A 22488-nucleotide genomic window follows, 5' to 3' on the forward strand; every position below is an offset into this window, starting at 1 on the left:
CGTCCTGGCCGCCGTCCTGACCGCCGTCCTGGCCGCCTCTCCCGTCCGGGAACTCAGCGCCGGACCTTCTTGTTCGCCCGCAGCCATTCCTTGTTCATCGCCGCGATGGACGGCAGTGGAATCCCCTTCGGGCAGGCGGTGGCGCACTCTCCGGCGAGGGTGCAGCCGCCGAAGCCCTCGTCGTCCATCTGCGCGACCATGTCGAGGACCCGCGTCTCGCGCTCGGGTGCGCCCTGCGGAAGCACATTCAGGTGGTTGATCTTGGCCGAGGTGAACAGCATCGCCGACCCGTTGGGGCAGGCTGCGACGCACGCCCCGCAGCCGATGCACTCGGCGTGCTCGAAGGCGAAGTCGGCGTCGGCCTTGGGCACGGGGGTGGCGTGCGCCTCGGGTGCGGCGCCGGTGGGCACGCTCACATATCCGCCGGCCTGGATGATCCGGTCGAAGGCGGAGCGGTCCACGACGAGGTCCTTGACGACGGGGAACGCGGAGGCCCGCCACGGTTCGACGTCGATGGTGTCGCCGTCGGAGAAGGACCGCATGTGGAGCTGGCAGGTGGTGGTGCGCTCGGGGCCGTGTGCGTCGCCGTTGATGACGAGCGAGCAGGCGCCGCAGATGCCTTCGCGGCAGTCGTGGTCGAAGGCGACGGGGTCGTCGCCCCTGAGGATCAGTTCCTCGTTGAGGGTGTCGAGCATTTCGAGGAAGGACATGTCGGCGGAGATGCCGTCGACGTCGTAACTCGCCATCTCCCCGGGGGTGTTCGGGTTCTTCTGGCGCCAGACGCGCAGGGTGAGCCTCATGCGTAGCTCCGCTGGGTGGGGTGGACGTACTCGAAGAGGAGGTCTTCCTTGTGTAGGACGGGGGCGTTGCCGGTGAACTCCCAGGCGGCCGCGTAGGAGAAGCGCGCGTCGTCGCGGGCCGCCTCCCCGTCCGGGGTCTGGGACTCCTCGCGGAAGTGGCCGCCGCAGGACTCCTCACGGTGCAGGGCGTCGAGACACATCAGCTCGGCGAGCTCCAGGTAGTCGACGATGCGGTTGGCCTTCTCCAGGGACTGGTTGAACTCCTCGCCGGTGCCGGGCACCTTGATCCGCCGCCAGAACTCCTCGCGGATCTCCGGGATCCGGCCCAGCGCCTTGCGCAGGCCCTCCTCGGTCCGTGCCATTCCGCAGAACTCCCACATCAGCTCGCCGAGTTCGCGGTGGAAGGAGTCGGGGGTGCGGTCGCCGTCGACGGCGAGCAGCTTCTCGATGCGCTGCTCCGTCTCCCGTACGACAGCGGCGGCGGCCGGGTGGGAGGCGTCCACGGCGTCCTGCTGGGCGTGCCGGGCCAGATAGTCGTTGATGGTGGCAGGGAGTACGAAGTACCCGTCGGCGAGGCCCTGCATGAGGGCGGAGGCGCCGAGCCGGTTGGCGCCGTGGTCGGAGAAGTTGGCCTCGCCGACGGCGAACAGGCCGGGCACGGTGGTCTGGAGGTCGTAGTCGACCCACAGCCCGCCCATCGTGTAGTGCACGGCGGGGTAGATCCGCATCGGCGTCTCGTACGGGTCCTCGGCGGTGATCCGCGCGTACATGTCGAAGAGGTTGCCGTACTTCTCCTCGACGGCCCCCCGGCCCATCCGGGCGATGGCGTCGGCGAAGTCGAGGTAGACCCCCTGCCCACCGGGTCCCACTCCCCTGCCCTCGTCGCAGACGTTCTTGGCGGCGCGGGAGGCGATGTCGCGGGGGACGAGGTTGCCGAAGGAGGGGTAGATGCGCTCCAGGTAGTAGTCGCGCTCCTCCTCGGGGATCTCGCGGGCCGGCCGCTGGTCCCCCTGGGCCTTGGGCACCCAGATGCGGCCGTCGTTGCGCAGCGACTCGCTCATCAGGGTCAGCTTGGACTGGTGGTCGCCGGTGCGCGGGATGCAGGTGGGGTGGATCTGGGTGAAGCAGGGGTTGGCGAAGTACGCGCCGCGCCGGTGCGCCCGCCAGATCGCGGTGGCGTTGGAGTTCATGGCGTTCGTCGAGAGGTAGAAGACGTTGCCGTAGCCGCCGGACGCGAGGACGACGGCGTCCGCGAAGTACGTGTCGATCTTCCCGGTGATCAGGTCGCGGGCGACGATGCCGCGCGCCTTCCCGTCGACGACGATCAGGTCGAGCATCTCGGTGCGCGGGTGCATCTCGACGCTCCCGGCGGCGATCTGCCGCGACAGTGCCTGGTAGGCGCCGAGGAGCAGCTGCTGTCCGGTCTGGCCGCGGGCGTAGAAGGTCCGCGACACCTGGACGCCGCCGAAGGAGCGGGTGTCGAGCAGGCCGCCGTACTCGCGGGCGAAGGGCACGCCCTGCGCGACGCACTGGTCGATGATCTCCACCGAGATCTGGGCGAGCCGGTGCACGTTGGACTCGCGGGCGCGGAAGTCGCCGCCCTTGACGGTGTCGTAGAAGAGCCGGTGCACCGAGTCGCCGTCGTTGCGGTAGTTCTTGGCGGCGTTGATGCCGCCCTGGGCGGCGATGGAGTGGGCGCGGCGCGGGGAGTCCGAGAAGCAGAACTGCACGACTTGGTAGCCCTGTTCGGCTAGCGTGGCCCCCGCCGAGCCGCCGGCGAGGCCGGTGCCGACGACGATCACGGTGTGCTTGCGCCGGTTGGCGGGGTTGACCAGCTTCGCCTCGAAGCGGCGGGTGTCCCAGCGTTCGGCGACGGGCCCGGAGGGGGCCTTGGTGTCGGCGACGGGGGCGCCGGTCGCGTATTCCGAGAAGGACGCGGCGTCGGCGTACGGGGAAGTCATGTCAGCCCACCAATCCGGTCATGACCGCGACCGGTACGGAGAGGAAGCCCACGGTCAGTACGAGGGCGAGGAGGTTCGCGGCGGCCTTCAGGAAGCGCTCGCGGGTGGCGTTGCCGACGCCGAGGGTCTGGGCGGCGCTCCAGAAGCCGTGCCGGACGTGCAGGCCGACGGCGAGCATCGCGACGATGTAGATCGCGTTGCCGTACCAGTGGGAGAAGGTCGCGACGACGTTCTCGTACGGCTTGCCCGGCTGCGCGTTCTCGTTGACCGTGAGCAGGGTCAGGTCGAGCAGGTGCCACACGATGAAGAGCAGCAGGATGACGCCGCCCCAGCGCATGGTGCGGGTCGCGTAGCTCGCCCGCCTGCGCTTGTGGACGTACGCGGTGGGCCGGGCCCGGATGTCGCGGCGGCTGAGCTGGTACGCGGACACCGCGTGCCCGACGACGGCCGCCAGCAGCAGCACGCGTACGCCCCACAGCGCCCACTCGTAGTGCAGGACGGGGTCGCCCATGGTGCGCAGCCAGTGCGCGTACCCGTTGAACTCGTCCGTCCCGAAGAAGATCTTCAGGTTGCCGATCATGTGGGCGACGAGATAGCCGAGCATGATCAGCCCGCTGACGGCCATGACCGTCTTCTTGCCGACGGTCGACCCCCAGAATCCCCGGAGTCCGGTGGGGCGCCGTACGGGCGGTTTTCGGGAGGGAGCGGTGTCCTGCCGCGTTGCCAGAGCCATGGAGCAAGACGCTAGGGCCGAAAGGCCCCAGAGGTCCAACACATGGTACGGCTCATCTCCATAGGGAATGCCTATCGACCCATCTAGACTGGCCTCATGCAGTTCCAGCAGCTCCGCTATTTCGTGGCCGTCGCCGAGTCGCGGCACTTCACCCGTGCCGCCGAGGAGCTGCATGTGGCGCAGCCCTCGCTCTCCCAGCAGATCCGGTCGCTGGAGCGGGAGTTGGGCGCCGACCTGTTCACCAGGGCGCGCGGCAACATCTCCCTCACCGATGCCGGCGAGGCCCTCCTCCCGCTCGCCCGGCGCATCCTCGCCGACACGGACACCGCCCGTCTTGAGGTGCAGGAGCTGGCGCAGCTGCGGCGGGGGCGGGTCCGCCTGGGTGCGACGCCGAGTCTCTGCACCGGGCTCCTGCCCGACGTGCTGCGCACCTTCCACGACGCGCACCCGGGCATCCAGCTCCTCGTCGAGGAGGGCGGCTCGCACGATCTCGTACGGGAACTGGCGCGCGGCGCCCTGGACCTGGCCCTGGTCGTCCTGCCCCTCCCGACCCCCTCCCCCGCGCTCACCACGGTGGAACTGCTGCACGAGGACCTGGTGGTGGTGTCGTCGCCGGCCGCGCGCGCACCGCGCCGTCCGGTCCGCATCGCGGATCTGCGGGACGAGCCGATGGTGATGTTCCGGCACGGCTACGACCTGCGGGAACTGACCGTGGCCGCGTGCCGGGCGGAGGGCTTCGAGCCGGTGTTCACGGTGGAGGGCGGCGAGATGGACGCGGTCCTCGGTTTCGTACGGGCGGGTCTTGGCGTGGCCGTCGTCCCACGCATGGTGGCGGAACGGGCCGGGACCGGGCTGCGCGTCACGCCGCTGGCCAGACCGGGGCTGCGGCGCACGATCGCGCTGGCGCACCGCAGCGACGTGGCTCCGCCGCGGGCGGCGCGGGAGCTGCAGCGGGTGCTTTTGGCTGAGCGGTGAGCGGTGAGCGGTCGTGGAAAAGGGGCACTCCGCGTGGGAAGCCAGCGGGGCTGAGGGGCAGGCATTTAGGGGCGCGGGGAACTGCGCGACCAGCCACGACGCACCCGCACAATGCCCCCGCCCCCGATGGGCAACTCCCGGTAGGGGGGGCAACCCCACTGGCCGCTAGACCGCGTCCATCAGCACCAGGGAGTGAATGCGATCCGGCGCACCCGGGCGGGCGTAGTACCACCCCTGGGCGGTGTCGCAGCCCAGCTCCCTCAGCTGGTCGGCCTGGGCGCCCGTCTCGACGCCCTCGACCGTCACCGCCAGCGAGAGGCTGTGGGCGAGCGCGACGATCCCCTCGACGATCTTCAAGTCCACCGGATCGGCGGGCAGTTGTTGCATGCTCTGGGTGAAGGACCGGTCCAGCTTCAGGACGCTCACCGGGAGGCGGCGCAGGTTGGCGAGGTTGGAGTACCCCGTGCCGAAGTCGTCGAGGGCGATGTCGACGCCCATGTCGGCGAGCTGGCGCAGCGGCTTCAGGAGGTCCTCGTCGGCCCCTATCAGCGCGGACTCGGTGACTTCCAGGCACAGCGCCCCTGGTGACAGCCCGGCACGTTCCAGGACCTCGACGGTGTCGGCGACGAGGCCGGGGTGGTGCAGCTGGGTGGGCGAGAGGTTGACGTTGATGCGCAGGGGCCCGCCGTCGGCGTGCTTCTCCTGCCAGTACCTGGCCTGGGTGACGGACTCCTGGAGCACCCAACGGCCGAGCGGCACGATGAGACCGGTGTGCTCGGCGAGCGGAATGAACCGGTCCGGGCCAAGGACGCCGTGCTGCGGGTGGCTCCAGCGGACCAGGGCCTCGGCGCCGTGCACGCTGCCGTCGCCGAGGTGGACCAGCGGCTGGTACTCGATGAAGAACTCACCGCGCTCCAGGGCCGCGGGCAGCGCGTTGGTCAGCCCGTGCCGGGTGATGGCGCGCGCGTCGGCCTCGGCGTCGGCGAACTCGAAGCGGTTGCCACCGGCCGACTTGGCCCGGTACATGGTGATGTCGGCGCTGCGCAGCACGTCGGCGGGACCGCGTTCGCCCGCCGGGCCCTCGACGATGCCGATGGAGCCGCGCACGGTGATCTCGCGGCCCTCCAGGTGTACCGGGGTGGCCAGCGCGTTCAGTATCCGGGCGGCCAGGTCGTCGACCTCGCGGCGAGTGTCGGGGCCTGTGGTCAGCGCCACGAACTCGTCGCCGCCGAGCCGGGCCACCATCTCGCCGGGGGCGGTCGCACAGCTCTGCAGCCGGTCGGCGACCTCGACGAGCAGGCGGTCCCCCGCGGAGTGGCCGAGGCTGTCGTTGACGGCCTTGAAGCCGTCGAGGTCGAGGTAGCAGAGGCCGAAGCGGGGAGCGCCGCCCGCAGCCAGCGCCTTCTCCAGCCGTTCGAAGAACAGGGTGCGGTTGGGCAACCCGGTGAGCGCGTCGTGCGTCGCCTCGTACCGCAGCCGCAGGTTGAGCAGCCGGCGCTCAGTGGTGTCCTCCATGAGGGCGAGCTGATACTGCGGGCGGCCGTCGGCGTCGCGCAGCAGGGACACCGTGAGGTTGGTCCACAGGACGGTACCGTCGCCGCGGTAGAACGCCTTCTCGCAGCGGTAGTGGTCGCGCTCGCCGCGCACCAACTCCTCGTACATGCCCCAGATTTGGGCGGTGTCCTCGGGGTGCCCCCACTCGCTGACCTTGCGGCCGCGGACCTGGGAGTCGAGGCCGCCGAACATGCGGGTCAGCGTCTCGTTGACCTCCAGGATCGTGCCGTCGAGCGCGGCGATGCCGATACCGACGGCCGCTCCCTCGAAGACCGCGCGGAAGCGTTCCTCGGTGGCGTGCAGGGCCTGCCGGGCCTCACTGCGGGCGGACAGCGCGGACCGGGCGATGGCCTCCTGCTCACGCAGGGTCCGCTCGCGCAGCGCCTGGGCGAAACCGGCGGCGATGCCGTGCTGGAGGCGGGCACAGCGGGCCCGGTTCTCCTCGGCTGCGGCCGGGGGTTCGTCACCGGCGGCGCAGTAGAGGACGAGATACGAGTCGACGACGCCGAGGGTACGGACGAGGGCGTCCGGGTCGGTGCAATGCGCGTCGACGAGGGCGGCACCGACCTCGTGCGCGGGCGCCGCGTCGAAGGGCCGCCGGGGCAGTGCCTCGCCGAGCCGCCGGGCGAGCGGCAGCAGGAGCTGCTCGAACTCGGGGCGGGTCAGGGAGGTGGCGGTGGCCGGGAAGATGGCCCGGCTCCAGATCGTGGCAAACCGCCTGAGCCGGTCCTCGGGCCCGTCGGGAACGGCACAACGGTCTGCACCGGCCTGCTGGTCGGCACCCGCCTGCCGGTCCACACCCGCCTGCCGGTCTCCACGGGCACCCGGGGCCTGCCGGATGCCCGGGGCCGGTCCGGCACTCGGGGCCGTGCTCGCACCCCGGGTCGCGCCCTTGCCCGTGCCGATGCCCGTGCCGATGCCCGTGTCGGCGCTCTGGTCCGGGGTACCGCCCTTGACCGGCCCCCTGGCCGATACCGGGTCCGCGCCCGGATTCTGCCCGATGCTTGGGGCCGACCCTGCGCCCGGAGCCTGCCCGGCACCTGGGGCCAGTCCGGCGCCCGGGGTCTGCCCGGCGCCCCCGGCCCGGATCGCGTCGGGGCTCTGTCGTGGGGCCGTGGCCGGTCGGCCGTCGTGGCCCGGTCCTTGTTCCCCGTCCGGTGCCTGCGCCTGCGCGCTCACGCCTTGCGCCCCACCCCTGCGAAGCCTGAGAACGCGTACGGGTCCTCCTGCGCGACAGGGGTCTCGGGGCGCCAATCGGCCATCGGCACGAGGCCGGGTGCCACCATCTCGTACCCCTCGAAGAACCGGGCGACCTCGGCGCGCGAGCGCATGATCAGCGGATTCTTGATCTTCTGGTAGACGTCGACGGCACCGCCCGCCTGTTCCTCGGTGACCGGGACGCCCTCGTACGAGGCGTGGGTGACGATCAGCATGCTGCCCGGCGCGAGCGCGTCGCGGAGGGTCGCGACGGCGCCCTGCGGGTCGTCGGCGTCCTCGATGAAGTGCAGGACGGCGACCAGCAGGAGCGCCACCGGCCGTTCCAGGTCGATGAGTTGGCCCAGGGCGGGGTGGTCCAGGATCTCGCGCGGCTTGCGCAGATCGGCGGCGATGACCGCGGCCAGGTCGTTCCCGGCGAGCACGGCCTGACTGTGGGCGACTGCCACCGGATCGTGGTCGACGTACACGACGCGCGCCCCGGGTTCGGCGGCCTGGGCGACCTCGTGGACGTTGCCGAAGGTGGGGATGCCGGAGCCGATGTCGAGGAACTGGGTGACGCCCTGGGACAGTGCGTGGCGCACCGCGCGCCGCATGACCGCCCGGTTCGCCTGCATGATCTTGGGCAGGCCCGGCATGAACTCCATGGCCCGGCGGGCCGCCTCCCGGTCGACCTCGAAGTTGTGCGAACCGCCCAGGTAGAAGTCGTAGATGCGGGACACGCTCGGCATCGAGATGTCGATGCCGGGCGGGGCCCAGGCGGGACGCTCCATCAATGTCTCCAACAAGTCGCCACGACGGGTTCGGGCAAGGCTGATCACCACGCCCGGTTGTTCGAGCCGAGGCTACTGACCTGTAGCCAGCAGAGCGAGTGAAAACGGAAAATGGCGGTCCGTTCTCGGTCACACTCCGATGGCATGTGCACCCTGTACGCCTGCACGGTGCCACGGTACGCGTCCGGCCCGTCGTTCCCGCGCGGGGCGGGAACGACGGGCCGACTGTATGAGCTGATGTGCCGGGACTGCTACTTGGGGGCGCCCACGAGTTTTCCCTGCGGGGACACCGCGTACCAAGTGCCGCCCACACCCTGCCCGTTGGTGTCGCCCGCCTTGCTGTCGCCCGAGAAGGTGTAAACGGGCCAGCAGTTGATCGTCTGCTGCTTGACGCCGTCGGGCCGGTCGAAGACGACGAAACCCTTCTTGAGGATGCCCTCGATGCTGTTCCTGGCCACCGGGGGGACCGCCGGCCATTTCGCCAGGCAGGCTCCGGTGCAGGCGGTCCGCATGGGCCAGGCCGAGTCCTTCTTGAAGCGGTAGACGGTCCTGCCCTGGGAGTCGACGACGATCTCGCCCAGCTTCGGGTCCTTGCGTACGGACATCCCGGGGAGCCCGTCGGGGGCCTCCGGGGCCGCCGAGCCGGGGGCCGGCGGGGCCTGTGCCTCCGCGCCCGCCGGGGCGGCCTTCTTGCCGTCGGGCGCGGAGGCGAACCAAGTGCCGCCCACGCCCTGCCCGTTGAGGTCGCCCGCCTTGGCGTCCTTCGCGAACCGGTACATGGGCCAGCCTCCGAGCGTGAGCTGCTTGCTGCCGTCGCTCCGGGTCACCGAGCCGACCACGGACGGGTCGGTTCCAGGTGCGGCGGTGACGCTGCCTGCGGGCACCACGGGCCAGGCCTTCGCGCAGTCGCCGTCGCAATTCGACTGGGACGGCTTCGCGGTGTCCTTGTCGAACCGGTAGAGGGTCATGCCCGCGCTGTCGGTGACGACTTTGCCGAGCTGTCCGGTGTCCCTGACTGCGAGCCGCCCCGCCTCCTTGGGTGCGGCCGCCGCTCCGTCGCCGTATCCGTCGCCGCTGCCGTACCCGTCGCCCGCGGGCTTCTCGGCCGGGGCGGCGTTCCCCACGGACTGGGAACCGGAGGAGCCGTTCCCGTTCTCCTGACCGCACGCCGTCGTCAGTGCCAGCACTGCCGCCGCCGTCACCGCGAGCGAAGCATTCCGCCAGGTGCTCATGTCGACTCCCGTATCCCGAAGGTGCCCGAAGGGCTGAGTGCGACGCCGGTGTGCGCCGCTCATGGCCCTAGGTACGTGCGGGATGCGCCCCCGTGTTCAACGCCCCGGGAAAAACTTTCCGGACCGGCTGCCGTGACCTCTGCCGCTCATCCGTTGGCCTCCGCCGCTCATTCGTTCCCGTCCCGAACGCGAATCCGCAAAAGATCAGCCATCAGGGGATCCCATACTTCTCCCGCATACCGTCGTTGAGCAGATTCATGACGACCTTCCTTGCTGGATCACGCCGGATCTCCGGTCCGCTCCTCGTGCGCCTGCTGTCCTCGGCCGCCCTCTGCTGGCTGCTGGCCGGCTCCGTACCCGCGTCCGCCGACAGCTGCGCGTACGCGTCCGTCGGCCAGGACGGCGAGTCGGTCGCGGTGTCGGCGGCGGGCAGCCACATCCCCTGCCGGCCGACGCCCACCCCGACTCCGCCTCCGCCCGAACCCCAGCCGCCGCCACCCTCCGACCCGAAGCCCCCGGCACCTCCGGCGAAGCCGAAGCCTCCGTCACCGCGGCCCCCGGCACCCAAGCCGCCGTCGCCGAAGCCCCCGCCTCCGGTGCCCGCACCGGCGCCCCCCGCGCCCGTACGACCGGAAGCAGCCCCACCACTCCCACCGCCCCCGCTGCCCCCTCCTCCACCGCCCCTTCGCGCACCGCCCCCCTCGGCACGGCCTGCACCGCCGCTGCCCGGAGCGGTCGCCCTTCCCAGCTACCGCAGGCCGGCCCGCAAACCCGCCGAGGGCCAGACCTCGATGCTCACTCTCACGCTCATGATCTCGGCGCCCGCGGTGTTCGCCGTCGCGGTTCTGCGCCCCCGCTCCTCCCGCTGAGCGGGACCTTCGTCGGAGGTTCTTTTGTCGGAATGGCTCGTACTGACCATCGCGATGGCCGCTGCCTGTGCGGTCGTCATCACCATCGTGATCATCAACCATCGCCGGGTCGGCGAGGACGACGATCCGAGCGAAACGCCCGATGTCCTCGAATACATGACGATGATGATCGGCGTGATCTACGCGATCGTCCTCGGCCTCGCCATCGCCGGAGTCTGGGAGGGCCGCGGCGCCGCCCAGGAGTCCGTACGCCAGGAGGCCCAGGCCCTGCACGAGGTCAGTGCCCGCACCGAGGTCTACCCGGCCGAGGTCCGCGCCCGCATCCGCGCCGACGTCGACGCGTACGTCAGCCACGTCGTCAACACCGAGTGGCAGCACATGACCGACCAGGGCGAACTCACCGACCGCGGCGGCGAACTCCTCGACCGGGTCCGCCACGACGTCACCCTCTACGCCCCCAGGACCGACCTGGAGGGCCAGGCCTACCAGCCCCTGGTCGACCAGGTCGCCGCCGCGGACGACGCCCGCAACCAACGCGCCCAGAACACCGAGGCGACGATGCCCGGCGTCGTCTGGTTCGGCCTCATCACCGGCGGCCTCATCACCGTCGGCCTGATCTTCACCCTCCAAATCCGGCGCACTCCACGGGAGTTGCTGCTCGCCGGACTCTTCAGCGTGATGATCGCCTTCCTGCTCTTCCTCATCTGGGACCTGGACTCACCGTTCGGCCACGGCATCGCAGCCACCCCGGACCCGTTCCTGGAGCTCCTCCCGGGCAGCGGCTGACCACCGCGCGCCCCCGCCCCACCCCCGCCCTGTCGGCTCCCCGTGCTTCCCGCGGGGAGCCGACAGGCGTTCACACCCCGGGGCAGCCCAGCACCGCGTCCTTGTCGTCCGCCGCGGCGAACAGGGCCACGTGGTTGTCGGGCCGGATCAGCACCAGGGCGTCGCCCTCGATGCCGTACGCGGCCCTGGCGTGCCCGTCGTCGTCGCTCAGACCGCCGTGCGGGCCCGCGTCCACCGGGTACGTCCGTACGGTGCCGGGGGCCTGTTCGGCCACCTCCTTCAGCGCCGCCGCCGCGCCCTCGCCGAAGCCGAGGAGGGTGAAGTGCGGTCCTGCGAACGCTTCGAAGAGGCGGAGCGGAGTGCCGGTCGCGGTGTCCGTGCACGGGGCGTCCGGCGCGCGGTCGCCCGCCTGGAGCGTGGTGGAGGCCACCGTGCCGCGGCGGGAGAGCGAGCTCCAGCGGTAGCCGAGGCCGAGGGCGTTGGTCTCCTCGGTCAGACCCGCGTCGAGGCCGCCGCCGGGCTTCTTGATCGCCTCCATGACCGCCGCCAGCCCTGCCGACGAGGTGTCGAGGGTCCAGGCGGCGACGGGCAGGCGCTCCTCCTCGTACGTGCGGAGAAGGTCCTCACCGGCCTGCCCGGTGAGGACGGCGCCGAGTTTCCAGCCCAGGTTGAAGGCGTCCTGGATGCCGGTGTTCATGCCGAGGCCGCCCGCGATCGGGTGGACGTGCGCGGCGTCGCCCGCGAGGAAGATGCGGCCGTCGCGGAAGCGGTCGGCCATGCGCACGTTGACGCGGTACGTGGAGAGCAGCGCGGCGTCGGTGAGGCGGATGCCGGGGATGCGGGCGTGCCGGTCGAAGAGCCGCTGGAAGCTCTCCCGGGAGGGAGGTGCGGGCGTACCGTCGGCGTCGGACTCGGGTCCCGCCTGGAACCACCAGAGGGTGTCGGTGCCCGGGATCGGGCAGAGCATCACGGCGCCGTCCTCGTCGAACCACTGGTGCCAGCGGTCGCGGGTGAGCTGTGCGCCGCCGTCCGGCGGGCCCTCCAGCGCGACGTCGCCGGTGACCATCAGCTGCGTGTCGTGCGTGGTGCCGTCGAAGGAGACACCCATGAGCTTGCGGACCGAGCTGTGTCCGCCGTCGCAGCCGACCAGGTAGTCCGCCTCGATGCGGGAGCCGGCGGCGGCCTTGGCGAGGACCCGGTCGCCGTCCTGTTCGTACGAGACGATCTCCGTGCCCAGCTCGACGTGCACGCCGTACCCGGCCAGCCGGGTGCGGAGGATCTCCTCCAGCTTCCACTGCGGGAGGAGCCGTCCCCGGTCGTAGGGGGCGGCGGGGGTCGGCCGCCGCGACTCGTTCGGGTCGGAGTCGGCAATGGCCGTCCCGTCGCGGTACTTGCGCATGAGGAGAGGGGCGCATCCGGCGGCGAGCACCTCCCCTACGACACCGAGGTCCTCCAGCACTTCGAGGCTTCGGGGGTTGGGGCCCTTGGCCCGTGAACTCCGGGGGAATTCGGGGGACTTGTCGACGATCCGCACCTCGGCGCCCCGGCGGGCGAGGTCGCACGCCAGGGTCAGCCCGGTCGGCCCGGATCCCACGATCAGCACACCAGTCATGTCCGCTCCTCCGTTGCGCACTTCGTCCGGCGGTCGGTCAGGTCGCACGTCCACCACACGAAGAAAAACACAACCAAGACTCAACCGCAACCGAGTAACGTTATTTGCGCTGGGTGGCGAGGTCCGGCCCGACCGCGGTCACCGTGCACCCCGGCCGCCCGAGCGGCAGCGTCAACTCCCCTGCCCGTACCACTCCGTGATGCCGCCGAATGCGCCCCCCCGTCCCGTCGTCCCACCCTCCCCACCGGGGCCGACCGGGGGACTTCTGTGCCCCATTCGCGCGACTGTGATCGCGAGTCGCACCGGGCACTCCTAGCGTTTCGGATATCGAGGCGCATTTCCGATGTACGAGTGGAAAACCGTTCCGCCGCTGCTCCTCGGGGACCCGGAGGCTTCACCATGCGCGCGACACGGCTCGCATCCACCGCAGCGGCGACCGCCGTCGGATTCGCCGCTCTGACCTGCACCGTTTCCCCCGTCTCCGCGGCGGACGGCGACACCACTACGGGGGCCGGCACCGCGTACAGGTTCTCCGTGACGCCCTCCACCATCGCGCCCGGCCGCCAGGTCACGCTCACCGCCACGGGATGCCCCGGCTCCGCCACCGTCACCTCCGGGGTCTTCGACAGGGTGCTCATCCCGGCCGGGAAGACCGGCAGGGCGACCGTCGGCTGGGACTCCCGGCCCGGCGCCAGGTACGACGTGGCGTTCTCCTGCAACGGCGCCAAGGGCTCCGCCTCGCTGACCGTCGCGGGCAGCAGCACCCTCCCGACGACGAGCTCGACCTCCCGGCCGTCCACGGTCACCCCCGCCTCCCCGGTCACCTCCGCCTCTCCCGTCACCTCCACCCCTCCCGTCGCTACCCCCTCCCCCATTACTTCCGCTTCCCCCCGAGGGGTGCGCGGCGGACTCGGCGGCAGCATCGGCGGCATGGACCGCACCCGCGTCGCCGGTGGTGCGGCCCTCGTGGTGCTCGCGGCCGGCGGCTCCTGGTACGCGGTGCACCGGCGGGCCGCGGGCAACCGCCGGCACTGAGACCTCGGCGCTGCGGAACCCGCGTCACACACATACGCCGGTGGGCCCGAGTCCCTGGAGCAGGGACTCGGGCCCACCGGCGTGGCACCACCTGGCACGTACGGGTCAGGCCCTGGCGCCGGCGGCCCTGCGGCGGCGGGCCACGAAGATCGCACCGCCGAGGGCCGCCGAGGCGACCAGGCCCGCGCCGACCGCCACGTCCGTGTCACTGGGGCCGAACGAGCCGCCGAGTCCGCCGTGCGCACCGCGCCCGGCGAGCACGGTGAACTGGTGGGTGGCGACCATCGCGTTGTCGCTGCACTTCACCGCGAGGTTGTAGTGCCCGGGGGTGGCGTGGTCGTTGATCCGGGCCGACGCGTACCCCTTCCCGCCCGCCGACAGGCTGGCCTGCGGGAAGGCGTTGGACGTCACCGTTCCACCGTGGCCGCAGCCGGTCGCCGCGATGGAGATCGTGCTGCCCTGGTGGACCGAGTAGGGGTTGACCGTGACGTCGCTGGGACCGTTGGTCGCGGCGGCCGGCGAAGCGGCGAAACCGACGGCGGCGCAAGCGACGGCGATCGCCGCGTAGGCGCGTGAAGCACGCATCGTAGAACCTCCATGGGACGACGCTCCGGAGCGGTGCTCCGGGAAATTCGACGAGTACGTCTCCCATGACGAACCCTCACTTGGGCCTGCGACTCCCGCATTTCGCACTGAGCCGGACCGGTGACGTAACACGCCGTTCCGGTGACTTCCGGAGCCTTGGGGCGTCCTCCTGAAGCTTTCGACGCACTTCGACGCCCTGCGGAGCACTCCGGAGGGCCCCGCAGGCTAGCCAACTGACGGCCCGCCAGGTGACTGGCCGTCAAAACTCCTGCCCTGCCACCCGTTCGCCCTCCGCACCTCGCCGCGTCGACGCCGCGCGCTTAGCGTCCGTACCAGACGGGCGGATCCGTGCACGGCGGGCGGGCGGGGCGCGACGAAGGGAGCAGCAACATGGGGCAGGAATGGCGCGGCGCGCACCCGAAGAGGCGCGCACCGTGGGGTGCCCTGGCGCTGGCGATGCTCACCGGGCTCGCCCTGTTGCGCAACGGCAGCGACATCACCTTCGGGCCGCCGCAGCCGGCCGCGGCAGCCGCACGGGACCACGGTTCTGACGGGCCGTCAGGTCCACGTCGGGCCACGGGGGTCGCGCCGCTGCCGTACGCACCGGCGGCCCGGGTCCGCATCCCGGGGGTCCAGGTCGACGCACCCATGGTGGACGTCGGCCTCGACCAGGAGGGCTGGATCGAGGCCCCTCCCCCGCAGGACGCCAACCTGGCCGGCTGGTACCAGAACGGCATCGCGCCCGGCCAGAACGGCACGTCCGTCGTCGTGGGGCACGTCGACAACCACGCCGGGCCCGCCGTCTTCTTCGGCCTCGGCTCGGTGAAGAAGGGCCAGCGGGTGGAGGTGGACCGCTTCGACGGACGTACCGCCGTCTTCGAGGTGTACGGGGTGGAGGTGTACTCCAAGGAGGACTTCCCGGGCGCCCGGGTGTACGGCGGCACCGGGCACCCGGAGCTGCGGGTGATCACCTGCGGCGGCGGCTACTCGAAGGACAGCGGCTACGCGGGGAACGTGGTGGTGTTCGCCCGGCTCGTGGCCACCCGCTAGGCGTGACCTCCCGCCGGCCACCGGCTAGAGGTGCGGGACGGTGATCCGGTAGCCCTGGTCGAGGAGTTCGGGGAGGTACGTGCGCAGGGCGCGGACGGTGCCCGACCTGTTGCCGCCCGCGTCGTGCGACAGGACGACGACTCCCGCGCCCGCGCCGGCCCGCACCCGGTGGATGATGGCGGAGGAGCCCGGCTCGGTCCAGTCGAGGGTGTCGACGGTCCAGCCGAGCGGCTCCATGCCCAGGTCGGCGCCGATCTCGAAGGACGCCCGGTTCCAGGCTCCGTACGGGGCCCGGTACCAGCGGGGCGCCTCCCGCACCGCGTTCTCCACGACGTCGCTGGTGCGCTCCAGCTGGGAGCGGATGCGGGAGCGGGACAGCTTGGGCATGAGCGGGTGGTCCCAGGAGTGGTTGCCGATGATGTGTCCGTCGTCGACCATCTCGCGCAGCAGGTCCTGGTTGTCGACCGCCATTTCGCCGCAGACGAAGAACATCGCGCGCGCCCCGTGCCGGCGCAGCGTCTTGAGGATGTCCGGGGTGTAGCGGGGGTCGGGGCCGTCGTCGAAGGTGAGGACCATCGTGCGGCCGGGGGCGTCCATCCGCAGGAACGGCTTGTGCCGTACGGGCGGGCGCGCGGCTCCGAGCCGCGGTGGCGCGTACGCGGTCATGGGCCGCAGCCGGTACGCGGACGGCTTGAGCGGGGCCGCGGCCCGCTGCGGACCGGCGGCGGGCCGGGGCTTCGCGGGAGCGGGCGGGCCGGGCGCTCCGGCCGGGTCGGCGGTCAGCACGTGCACGGTGGCGGCGGCGCCGGTACAGGCGGCGAGGCGGAGCAGCGCACGACGGCCCGGAGTGGACCCCGGAATGGACTGCTGATCTTCTTTCATGACTAATGCCTCGCACGCCATGGCGTGCGAGGCATCGATCCACTCCGCATACGGGCCGCTATTGCACCCGATGGAACTACGGGCCGTACGGCGAAACAGCCGTCAGCGGCGCACCAGTGGGAACGGCAGCGTCTCGCGGATGGTGCGGCCGGTGAGGAACATGACCAGGCGGTCCACGCCGATGCCGAGGCCGCCGGTGGGCGGCATCGCGTACTCCAGTGCGTCCAGGAAGTCCTCGTCGACCTCCATGGCCTCCGGGTCGCCTCCCGCCGCGAGCAGCGACTGTGCCATCAGGCGGCGGCGCTGCTCGACGGGGTCGGTCAACTCCGAGTAGGCGGTGCCCAGTTCGGTGCCGAAGGCGACCAGGTCCCAGCGTTCCGCGAGGCGCGGGTCCTTGCGGTGCTGGCGGGTCAGCGGGGAGACGTCGGTGGGGAAGTCCTTGTAGAAGGTGGGGAGCGTGGTGCGTTCCTCGACGAGGCGCTCGTACATCTCCAGGACGAGGTCGCCGCGGGTGTTCTCCGGGGTGTGCGGGACGCCCGAGCGGTCGCAGAGCCTGCGCAGCAGCGGCTCCTCGGTGTCCGCGTCGACCTCTTCGCCGAGGGCTTCGGAGACGGCCCCGTACAGCGTCTTGACCGGCCAGGGCCCGGAGATGTCGTGCTCGACGACCTTGCCTTCCGCGTCCGTCTTGCGGGCGATCGGCGAGCCGAAGGCGGCGGTGGCGGCGCCCTGGATGAGCTCGCGGGTGAGGTCGAGCATGACGTCGTAGTCGGCGTACGCCTGGTAGGCCTCCAGCATCGTGAACTCGGGGTTGTGCTTGTAGGAGACGCCCTCGTTGCGGAAGGTGCGGCCCATTTCGAAGACCTTCTCCATGCCGCCGACGCAGAGCCTCTTGAGGTACAGCTCGGGGGCGATGCGCAGGTAGAGGTCGAGGTCGTAGGCGTTGATGTGGGTGGTGAAGGGGCGGGCGTTGGCGCCGCCGTGGATCTGCTGGAGCATCGGGGTCTCGACCTCCAGGTAGCCGCGTTCCAGGAGGCCCTGGCGCAGGCCCTGGACGACGGCCGAGCGGGAGCGGACGACCTCGCGGGCGTCGGGGCTGGCGACCAGGTCGACGTACCGGCGGCGCACCTTGGCCTCGGGGTCGGTGAGGCCGAGCCGCTTGTCGGGCAGCGGGCGCAGGCACTTGCCGGTGAGCTGCCAGCCGGTGACGAAGAGGGTCGGCTCGCCGAGGTCGGTCGTACCGATCTCACCGGTAACGGACACCAGGTCGCCGAAGTCGACGTCGGCAGTAAACCGGTCGAGGACGGCGGCTCCGGAGCCGTCGCGGGTGAAGGCGATCTGGAGGTCTCCCGACCAGTCGCGCAGGTCGGCGAAGACGACGCCGCCGAAGTCGCGGACGACCATGACGCGGCCGGAGACGGTGGCCTGTTCGCCGGTGCGGGTTCCGGGTACGTCCGCCGGATGCGCGGCGCGGATCGCGGCGAGGGTGTGGGTGGCGGCGGGAACGCCGACGGGGTACGGGTCGGTGCCCTCGGCGCGCAGCCGCTCCAGCTTGCGGTGGCGGATGCGGATCTGCTCGGGCAGGTGCGCGGTCGGGTCGGTGTTCGCGTCGGCGGCGGGGCCCGCCAGGCCGAGGGCCTCGATGGAGGGCAGTCCCGCGGTGCTGGCCGGGTTGGTGAACGTACGGCGCGGGGAGTGTCCGCGGCCCCACATCTTGCGCAGGCTCGGTACGGCGACGAAGCCTTCGGCGATGCCGGAGGCGAGGGAGACGCGGGCGAGGGAGCCCGCGTCGCCGTAGCAGAGGAAGCGGGGGTACCAGGCGGGCTGGTACTTGACGTTGGAGCGGTAGAGGGCTTCGAGCTGCCACCACTTGGAGAAGAAGAGCAGCAGCCTGCGCCAGAGGCGCAGCACCGGGCCCGCGCCGATGCGGGCGCCCTCCTCGAAGGCGGAGCGGAAGACCGCGAAGTTGAGGGAGATGCGGCGGATGCCCTGCTTGGGGACCTGTGCGCAGATCTCGGCGACCATGAACTCCATGACGCCGTTGGGTGCCTGTCGGTCGCGGCGCATCAGGTCGAGGGAGATGCCGTCCTTGCCCCAGGGCACGAAGGACAGCAGGGCGATCAGCTTGCCGTCGGCGTCGAAGGCCTCGACGAGGAGGCAGTCGCCGTCCTCGGGGTCGCCGAGCCGGTCGAGCGCCATCGAGAAGCCGCGTTCGGTCTCGGTGCCGCGCCAGGCGTCGGCGCGGTCGATGATCTGCTCCATCTCGGCGTCGGAGAGCGCGGAGTGGCGGCGGATGCGGATGGTGGCGCCGGTGCGGCGAACCCGGTTGACGGCCTGGCGGGTGACGCGCATGTCGCGGCCGTCGAGGTCGAAGGAGGCGACGTCGAGGATGGCCTCGTCACCGAGCTGCATGGCGCTGAGCCCGGCGCGGGCGAACGCGGTGGCTCCTTCTTCGGAGGCGCCCATGACGGCGGGCGCCCACGCGTACCGCTTGGCCATCGCCAGCCAGGCCTCAATGGCCTGCTGCCAGGCTTCCCGGTCGCCGACGGGGTCGCCCGACGCGAGGGAGACTCCGGCCTCGACGCGGTAGGTGACGGCGGCCCGGCCGCTGGGGGCGAAGACGACGGCCTTGTCGCGGCGGGTGGCGAAGTAGCCGAGCGAGTCCTGCGCGCCGTACGTGCGCAGGAGGGCGCGGATGCGGGGTTCCTCGTCGCCGTGCAGGGAGGACTCCATGCGCTGCGAGCGGAACAGGGTGGCGGCCGCGGCGAGCAGGGCGAGCGCGCCGAAGAGGCCGAAGAGGAAGTAGAGGAAGCGCGGGCCGTGCCCGTCGAACTCGCCGTACAGCACGCCGCCGAAGACGCGGACGATCACCCACGGCAACCGGTCCTCGCGCACGAGGGTCCCCGGGAACAGCGAGATCAGCCCCCAGCCGACGAGGACGGCGGCGGCGAGTCCCGCCACCAGCACGCCCAGCGCCCTGCGCACCGCACCGTGCCGGGAGGCCGCGTAGAACTCCTTGCGGGCCAGTACCAGCACCACCAGCGCGGCGACGGCCACCACCGTGGAGGCCAGCGCCTCCCAGTCCTCCAGCACGATGTAGAGGACGTCACCGACCAGCAGCAGGATCAGATATCCGACGACCAGCCACCAGGCGACCTTCTTGCGCGCGCCGACGGCAGCGGCGAGCAGGAAGAAGAAGACGGCGTACGCCAGGTTCGCGCTCACCGGGACGGTGAGGAACTCCAGCAGCCCGGTGATCGGCCGGACCAGTCTGCGCAGGGGCTGGCTGATGGCGAGCAGGGCACAGTACAGACCGAGCAGGCCGAAGAAGGCTGCGAATCCGTCGGGCACCCTGTTGAGGAAGCGGTTGCGGCTGGTGGGAGTCTCCTCCACGGTGACACTCATGGTGGGAACTCTAGGGAGCGTGAGAGCCCGACGCCTCCCGGGGGTAGGTACCGCCACCTGCGCACGACGGTCTTCCCGGTCCGCACGAGGCTCGTTTCGGCCCACGCGTGGCACGGGATAACCTCCGCTCTGTGACCGAACAGCCCGAACAGCAGCGCCACGCCTTCGAACGCGGTACCGACGGACCCAAGGTGATCGTCGCCGGGCTCGACGGTTCTCCCTCCTCCCTGCGCGCGGCGGCGTACGCATCGGGGCTGGCCCGGCGGCAGAACGCGCTGCTCGCCCTCGTCTACGTACAGCCGCTGATGCCGACGGGCGCGGCGCTCGGCGCCCCGGTCGCCGGGACCACCGAGGAGATCGCCGAGGACCTGATCGCGGAGATCCGGCAGGCGGCGGAGCGGGTGAAGGGGATCTTCGAGGTGCGGTGGGAGTTCCACACCTTCCGGGGTGACCCGTACAACGGTCTGGTGACGGCGGCCGACGAGCTGACGGCGGACGCGGTCGTGGTGGGTGCGTCGGAGTCGGCGGGACACCGGTTCGTGGGGTCGGTGGCGGTGCGGCTGGTGAAGGCGGGGCGGTGGCCGGTCACGGTGGTGCCGTAACCGGCCGGTTCCGCCGGGACTGCCGAGCAGGCCGGGGGGCCGAGGAGGCTGGGGGCCGAGGAGGCTGGGGGCCGAGGAGGCTGGGGGCTGGGGGCTGGGGGCTGATGACCGCGTCACCCGTACGGGTCAACCGGTGACATCGGTCAGGAGTTCCTGTCGAGGGACTCCTGGAACTCGCGCTCCTCGGTGTCGAACGGCGCCGCCAGGCACAGGTCAACGCCCCATGGTGAGACCCGACTTGGCCGCGCCCCGACTGAGAACGATCCGGCGGATGTGGTCGCGCGTCTCGCCGTATCCGCTGTCCTCCGCACCGAGGTTGAGCACCCGGTTGGATCCGAGGTCGAAGAACTGCGGGACGAATTCCGCCTTCTTGACCTCCCACCGCTTGCCGGGGGCGACGGGCGGGGCGAAGGTGAAGCGGCCGATGCTGCTCATGTTGCCGCGGTCGTCCTGGGCGCCGGAGTGGTTGAACATGGTGCCCGCGACCTGGTCGCCCATGCCGTAGACGATGTACGTCCCGTTGACCTTCTCGTACGCCTGCGGGACGTGGGCGTGTGTTCCCAGAATGAGGTCAATGTCCGGGCGTCCCGCGGTGGTTGAGGCGGTGAGCGCGCGGCCGAGGGAGAGCTGCTTCTCGTCGGGCTCGTCCTGCCACTCCGTACCCCAGTGCAGGGAGACGACGACCACGTCGGCGCCCGCCTTCCGGGCGGCGCGGGCATCGGCGAGGATCTTGCCGCGGTCGATGAGGTTGACCGCCCAGGGCTGCCCCTCGGGGAGCGGGTAGTCGTTCGTGCCGTACGTGTAGGCGAGTTGGGCGACCTTGGCGGTGCCCGCCCTGAGCAGGGCGGGGCGGGCGGCCTCCTGCGCGGTGCGGGCCGATCCCGCGTGCGCGAGGCCCGCCCTGTCGAAGGCGGCGAGGGTGCGGCGGATGCCGGCGGCGCCCGCGTCGAGGGTGTGGTTGGAGGCGGTGGAGCAGGAGTCGTAGCCGGTGGCCTTCAGTCCGGCGGCGACCTGCGGCGGGGAGACGAACGCCGGGTAGCCGCTGTAGGGGCCGCCCGCCTCGCCGTACACCGTCTCCATGTGGCAGATCGCCAGGTCGGCCTTGGACACGACGGACTTGACGCCCGCGAGCATCGGCGCGAAGTCGTAGCCGTCGCCGCCCGCGTCCGTGCGGCCCTGCTGAATGATCGATTCGTGCGGGAGTACGTCGCCCGAGGCGACCAGTGTGAAACCTCGCTGCGGGGCGGCGGGGGCGCCCTGCCGGGGGGCCGCGGACTTCGGCGACCCCGCGCCGGGCTGCTGGGCGGCCGGGTTCCCGGACTCCGACGGGCGACCGCCGGGTCCGCCCGGTCCTGCGGTACAGGCGGTGGCGGCGCCGATCAGCAGTGCGGCGACAGCCACTGCTCGGTACCGCTGCGGGCTCACAGTGCACTTCGTCATCGGACCGGCTTCCCTCGCGGTGGCGGTTCTCATGGGCAAGAACTCGGGTCTCGAACATGCGCCGGACATGCGCAAAGAGAATCCATCCGGGAGGCCCCGTGAAGTCAAGGACCTTTACGGACATACCCGCACAATCCCGCCCGAACGGCCCCTCCGGTCCGGCGGCGGTCTCCGCCCGGCACGCTCCGGCACACCTCCGCACCCGCACCCACGTGCACACCCGCGCACGCCGACCGTTCGTCGTGCCACTCGTCGCGCGGCTCGACCGTTCGTCGCACGCACCGGCCGCCCGTTCGCACGCCGCGCACCGCCTGCGGCCGGATCCGCGTACCGACGGTTATCTTCGCCCCTGAACTCGACCCGGCTGTGATCGCCGTCACTCACCCCGCGCCGGGCCGCCGACTGCCCACCTCACGCCCGAAGGAGCGTCACGGTGACCACCTCCCTCCCTCTCGCCCCCCGCACCCACGAACGCGCCCTGGCCGCACTCCAGCACGAGCACGGCACCGCGCTCTTCGGCTTCCTGCTCGGCCTCACCTACGGCGACCGGCAGCGCGCCGAGGACCTGGTGCAGGAAACGCTGGTACGGGCCTGGCAGCACCCGGAGGCCCTCGCCAGCGACCACGACTCGATGCGGCCCTGGCTGTTCACGGTCGGCCGCAGGCTCGCGATCGACGCCCGGCGGGCCCGGCGGGCCCGGCCCAGCGAGGTCGGCGCGGAGGTGCTCGCCCACTCGGCGCTGCCCGACGACCACGCGGAGCGTTCGGTCACCGAGCTCGATGTGCGCCAGGCGGTGCAGACGCTGCGCACCGAGCACCGCGAGGTGCTGGTGCAGGTGTACTTCCGGGGGCGTTCGGTGGCCGAGGCGTCGACGGTGCTCGGCATTCCGGAGGGGACGGTGAAGTCCCGTACGTTCTACGCGCTGCGGGCACTGCGCGGAGTGCTCCCGGGATACGAGTCGGCCGCTTGATCCGGACGGCCC

The 22488-nt window shown here is 71.6% G+C and carries 18 protein-coding genes; 6 read left to right on the top strand and 12 right to left on the bottom strand.

The window, feature by feature from the left end:
• Window positions 1–53: 53 nt before the first annotated feature.
• The 3 genes from AB0D18_RS33535 to AB0D18_RS33545 are packed head-to-tail and all read right to left on the bottom strand — an operon-like array spanning window position 54 to window position 3494.
• A complete protein-coding gene (locus tag AB0D18_RS33535; protein ID WP_362427307.1) occupies window positions 54–800 on the bottom strand; it encodes a succinate dehydrogenase/fumarate reductase iron-sulfur subunit in 747 nt (248 codons plus the stop codon).
• The gene (locus AB0D18_RS33540) at window positions 797–2761 is read right to left on the bottom strand and encodes a fumarate reductase/succinate dehydrogenase flavoprotein subunit (protein WP_362427310.1); all 1965 of its coding nucleotides are present in this window, start codon (window positions 2759–2761) and stop codon (window positions 797–799) included. Before AB0D18_RS33540 ends, AB0D18_RS33535 begins: the two co-directional genes overlap by 4 nt.
• 1 nt (window position 2762) lies before the next feature.
• Window positions 2763–3494, bottom strand: a complete 732-nt coding sequence (locus AB0D18_RS33545; protein ID WP_362427313.1) for a succinate dehydrogenase cytochrome b subunit — start codon at window positions 3492–3494, stop codon at window positions 2763–2765.
• A 96-nt stretch (window positions 3495–3590) separates the two neighbouring features.
• Here AB0D18_RS33545 and AB0D18_RS33550 point away from each other — a divergent pair, with 96 nt between their 5' ends.
• Entirely contained in the window at window positions 3591–4469 is an 879-nt protein-coding gene (locus AB0D18_RS33550; protein ID WP_362427316.1) for a LysR substrate-binding domain-containing protein, read from the top strand.
• Window positions 4470–4634: 165 nt separating this feature from the next.
• On the opposite strand, the gene AB0D18_RS33555 is transcribed toward AB0D18_RS33550, so the two are convergent.
• The 4 genes from AB0D18_RS33555 to AB0D18_RS33570 form a co-directional block, all read right to left on the bottom strand.
• The gene (locus AB0D18_RS33555; protein ID WP_362427418.1) at window positions 4635–6821 is read right to left on the bottom strand and encodes an EAL domain-containing protein; all 2187 of its coding nucleotides are present in this window, start codon (window positions 6819–6821) and stop codon (window positions 4635–4637) included.
• A gap of 377 nt (window positions 6822–7198) precedes the next feature.
• The gene (locus tag AB0D18_RS33560) at window positions 7199–8011 is read right to left on the bottom strand and encodes an SAM-dependent methyltransferase (RefSeq protein WP_362427319.1); all 813 of its coding nucleotides are present in this window, start codon (window positions 8009–8011) and stop codon (window positions 7199–7201) included.
• Window positions 8012–8262: 251 nt separating this feature from the next.
• Window positions 8263–9243 carry an SCO0930 family lipoprotein gene (locus tag AB0D18_RS33565; protein WP_362427321.1) on the bottom strand — a complete coding sequence of 327 codons (981 nt, stop codon included), beginning with the start codon at window positions 9241–9243 and terminating at the stop codon, window positions 8263–8265.
• A gap of 211 nt (window positions 9244–9454) precedes the next feature.
• On the bottom strand, window positions 9455–9703 hold the full coding sequence (locus tag AB0D18_RS33570) for a hypothetical protein (RefSeq protein ID WP_362427324.1): 249 nt from the start codon (window positions 9701–9703) through the stop codon (window positions 9455–9457).
• A 433-nt stretch (window positions 9704–10136) separates the two neighbouring features.
• Between AB0D18_RS33570 and AB0D18_RS33575 the strand changes: the two genes are divergently transcribed.
• Window positions 10137–10898, top strand: coding sequence for a hypothetical protein (locus tag AB0D18_RS33575; RefSeq protein WP_362427327.1), 762 nt, complete (start codon window positions 10137–10139; stop codon window positions 10896–10898).
• Window positions 10899–10968: 70 nt separating this feature from the next.
• Here the strand turns inward: AB0D18_RS33575 and AB0D18_RS33580 are convergent, their stop codons facing one another.
• Window positions 10969–12510: an FAD-dependent monooxygenase gene (locus tag AB0D18_RS33580; protein WP_362427330.1), complete on the bottom strand. Its 1542-nt coding sequence runs from the start codon at window positions 12508–12510 to the stop codon at window positions 10969–10971.
• A 399-nt stretch (window positions 12511–12909) separates the two neighbouring features.
• Between AB0D18_RS33580 and AB0D18_RS33585 the strand changes: the two genes are divergently transcribed.
• A complete protein-coding gene (locus AB0D18_RS33585; RefSeq protein WP_362427332.1) occupies window positions 12910–13545 on the top strand; it encodes a hypothetical protein in 636 nt (211 codons plus the stop codon).
• 105 nt (window positions 13546–13650) lie between these two features.
• Here AB0D18_RS33585 and AB0D18_RS33590 read toward each other — a convergent pair whose 3' ends face one another.
• A complete protein-coding gene (locus AB0D18_RS33590) occupies window positions 13651–14130 on the bottom strand; it encodes a hypothetical protein (protein ID WP_362427335.1) in 480 nt (159 codons plus the stop codon).
• Window positions 14131–14520: 390 nt separating this feature from the next.
• On the opposite strand from AB0D18_RS33590, the gene AB0D18_RS33595 reads away from it, so the two are divergent.
• On the top strand, window positions 14521–15180 hold the full coding sequence (locus AB0D18_RS33595) for a class F sortase (protein ID WP_362427338.1): 660 nt from the start codon (window positions 14521–14523) through the stop codon (window positions 15178–15180).
• A 24-nt stretch (window positions 15181–15204) separates the two neighbouring features.
• Here the strand turns inward: AB0D18_RS33595 and AB0D18_RS33600 are convergent, their stop codons facing one another.
• Both AB0D18_RS33600 and lysX read right to left on the bottom strand, forming a co-directional pair.
• On the bottom strand, window positions 15205–16062 hold the full coding sequence (locus AB0D18_RS33600) for a polysaccharide deacetylase family protein (RefSeq protein ID WP_362427341.1): 858 nt from the start codon (window positions 16060–16062) through the stop codon (window positions 15205–15207).
• Window positions 16063–16164: 102 nt separating this feature from the next.
• Entirely contained in the window at window positions 16165–19464 is a 3300-nt protein-coding gene (gene lysX / locus AB0D18_RS33605) for a bifunctional lysylphosphatidylglycerol synthetase/lysine--tRNA ligase LysX (RefSeq protein ID WP_362427344.1), read from the bottom strand.
• Between the two features lie 131 nt (window positions 19465–19595).
• Between lysX and AB0D18_RS33610 the strand changes: the two genes are divergently transcribed.
• Complete coding sequence (locus AB0D18_RS33610) at window positions 19596–20066, top strand: universal stress protein (protein ID WP_362427347.1); 471 nt, start codon at window positions 19596–19598, stop codon at window positions 20064–20066.
• Between the two features lie 213 nt (window positions 20067–20279).
• Here the strand turns inward: AB0D18_RS33610 and AB0D18_RS33615 are convergent, their stop codons facing one another.
• Entirely contained in the window at window positions 20280–21506 is a 1227-nt protein-coding gene (locus AB0D18_RS33615) for a CapA family protein (protein WP_362427350.1), read from the bottom strand.
• Between the two features lie 433 nt (window positions 21507–21939).
• Between AB0D18_RS33615 and AB0D18_RS33620 the strand changes: the two genes are divergently transcribed.
• Window positions 21940–22476, top strand: a complete 537-nt coding sequence (locus AB0D18_RS33620; RefSeq protein WP_362427353.1) for a sigma-70 family RNA polymerase sigma factor — start codon at window positions 21940–21942, stop codon at window positions 22474–22476.
• Window positions 22477–22488: the final 12 nt, after the last annotated feature.

Origin of the sequence: Streptomyces sp. NPDC048442 (assembly GCF_040651475.1) — a bacterium.
GTDB lineage: Bacteria > Actinomycetota > Actinomycetes > Streptomycetales > Streptomycetaceae > Streptomyces.

Bases quoted from the DNA above. Each gene is read 5' to 3' on its own strand.
- AB0D18_RS33565 (WP_362427321.1), bottom strand. From the start codon at position 9,243: ATGAGCACCTGGCGGAATGCTTCGCTCGCGGTGACGGCGGCGGCAGTG.
- AB0D18_RS33615 (WP_362427350.1), bottom strand. From the start codon at position 21,506: ATGACGAAGTGCACTGTGAGCCCGCAGCGGTACCGAGCAGTGGCTGTC.
- AB0D18_RS33535 (WP_362427307.1), bottom strand. From the start codon at position 800: ATGAGGCTCACCCTGCGCGTCTGGCGCCAGAAGAACCCGAACACCCCC.
- lysX (WP_362427344.1), bottom strand. From the start codon at position 19,464: ATGAGTGTCACCGTGGAGGAGACTCCCACCAGCCGCAACCGCTTCCTC.
- AB0D18_RS33550 (WP_362427316.1), top strand. From the start codon at position 3,591: ATGCAGTTCCAGCAGCTCCGCTATTTCGTGGCCGTCGCCGAGTCGCGG.
- AB0D18_RS33580 (WP_362427330.1), bottom strand. From the start codon at position 12,510: ATGACTGGTGTGCTGATCGTGGGATCCGGGCCGACCGGGCTGACCCTG.
- AB0D18_RS33545 (WP_362427313.1), bottom strand. From the start codon at position 3,494: ATGGCTCTGGCAACGCGGCAGGACACCGCTCCCTCCCGAAAACCGCCC.
- AB0D18_RS33595 (WP_362427338.1), top strand. From the start codon at position 14,521: ATGGGGCAGGAATGGCGCGGCGCGCACCCGAAGAGGCGCGCACCGTGG.
- AB0D18_RS33590 (WP_362427335.1), bottom strand. From the start codon at position 14,130: ATGCGTGCTTCACGCGCCTACGCGGCGATCGCCGTCGCTTGCGCCGCC.
- AB0D18_RS33600 (WP_362427341.1), bottom strand. From the start codon at position 16,062: ATGAAAGAAGATCAGCAGTCCATTCCGGGGTCCACTCCGGGCCGTCGT.
- AB0D18_RS33540 (WP_362427310.1), bottom strand. From the start codon at position 2,761: ATGACTTCCCCGTACGCCGACGCCGCGTCCTTCTCGGAATACGCGACC.
- AB0D18_RS33585 (WP_362427332.1), top strand. From the start codon at position 12,910: ATGCGCGCGACACGGCTCGCATCCACCGCAGCGGCGACCGCCGTCGGA.
- AB0D18_RS33560 (WP_362427319.1), bottom strand. From the start codon at position 8,011: ATGGAGCGTCCCGCCTGGGCCCCGCCCGGCATCGACATCTCGATGCCG.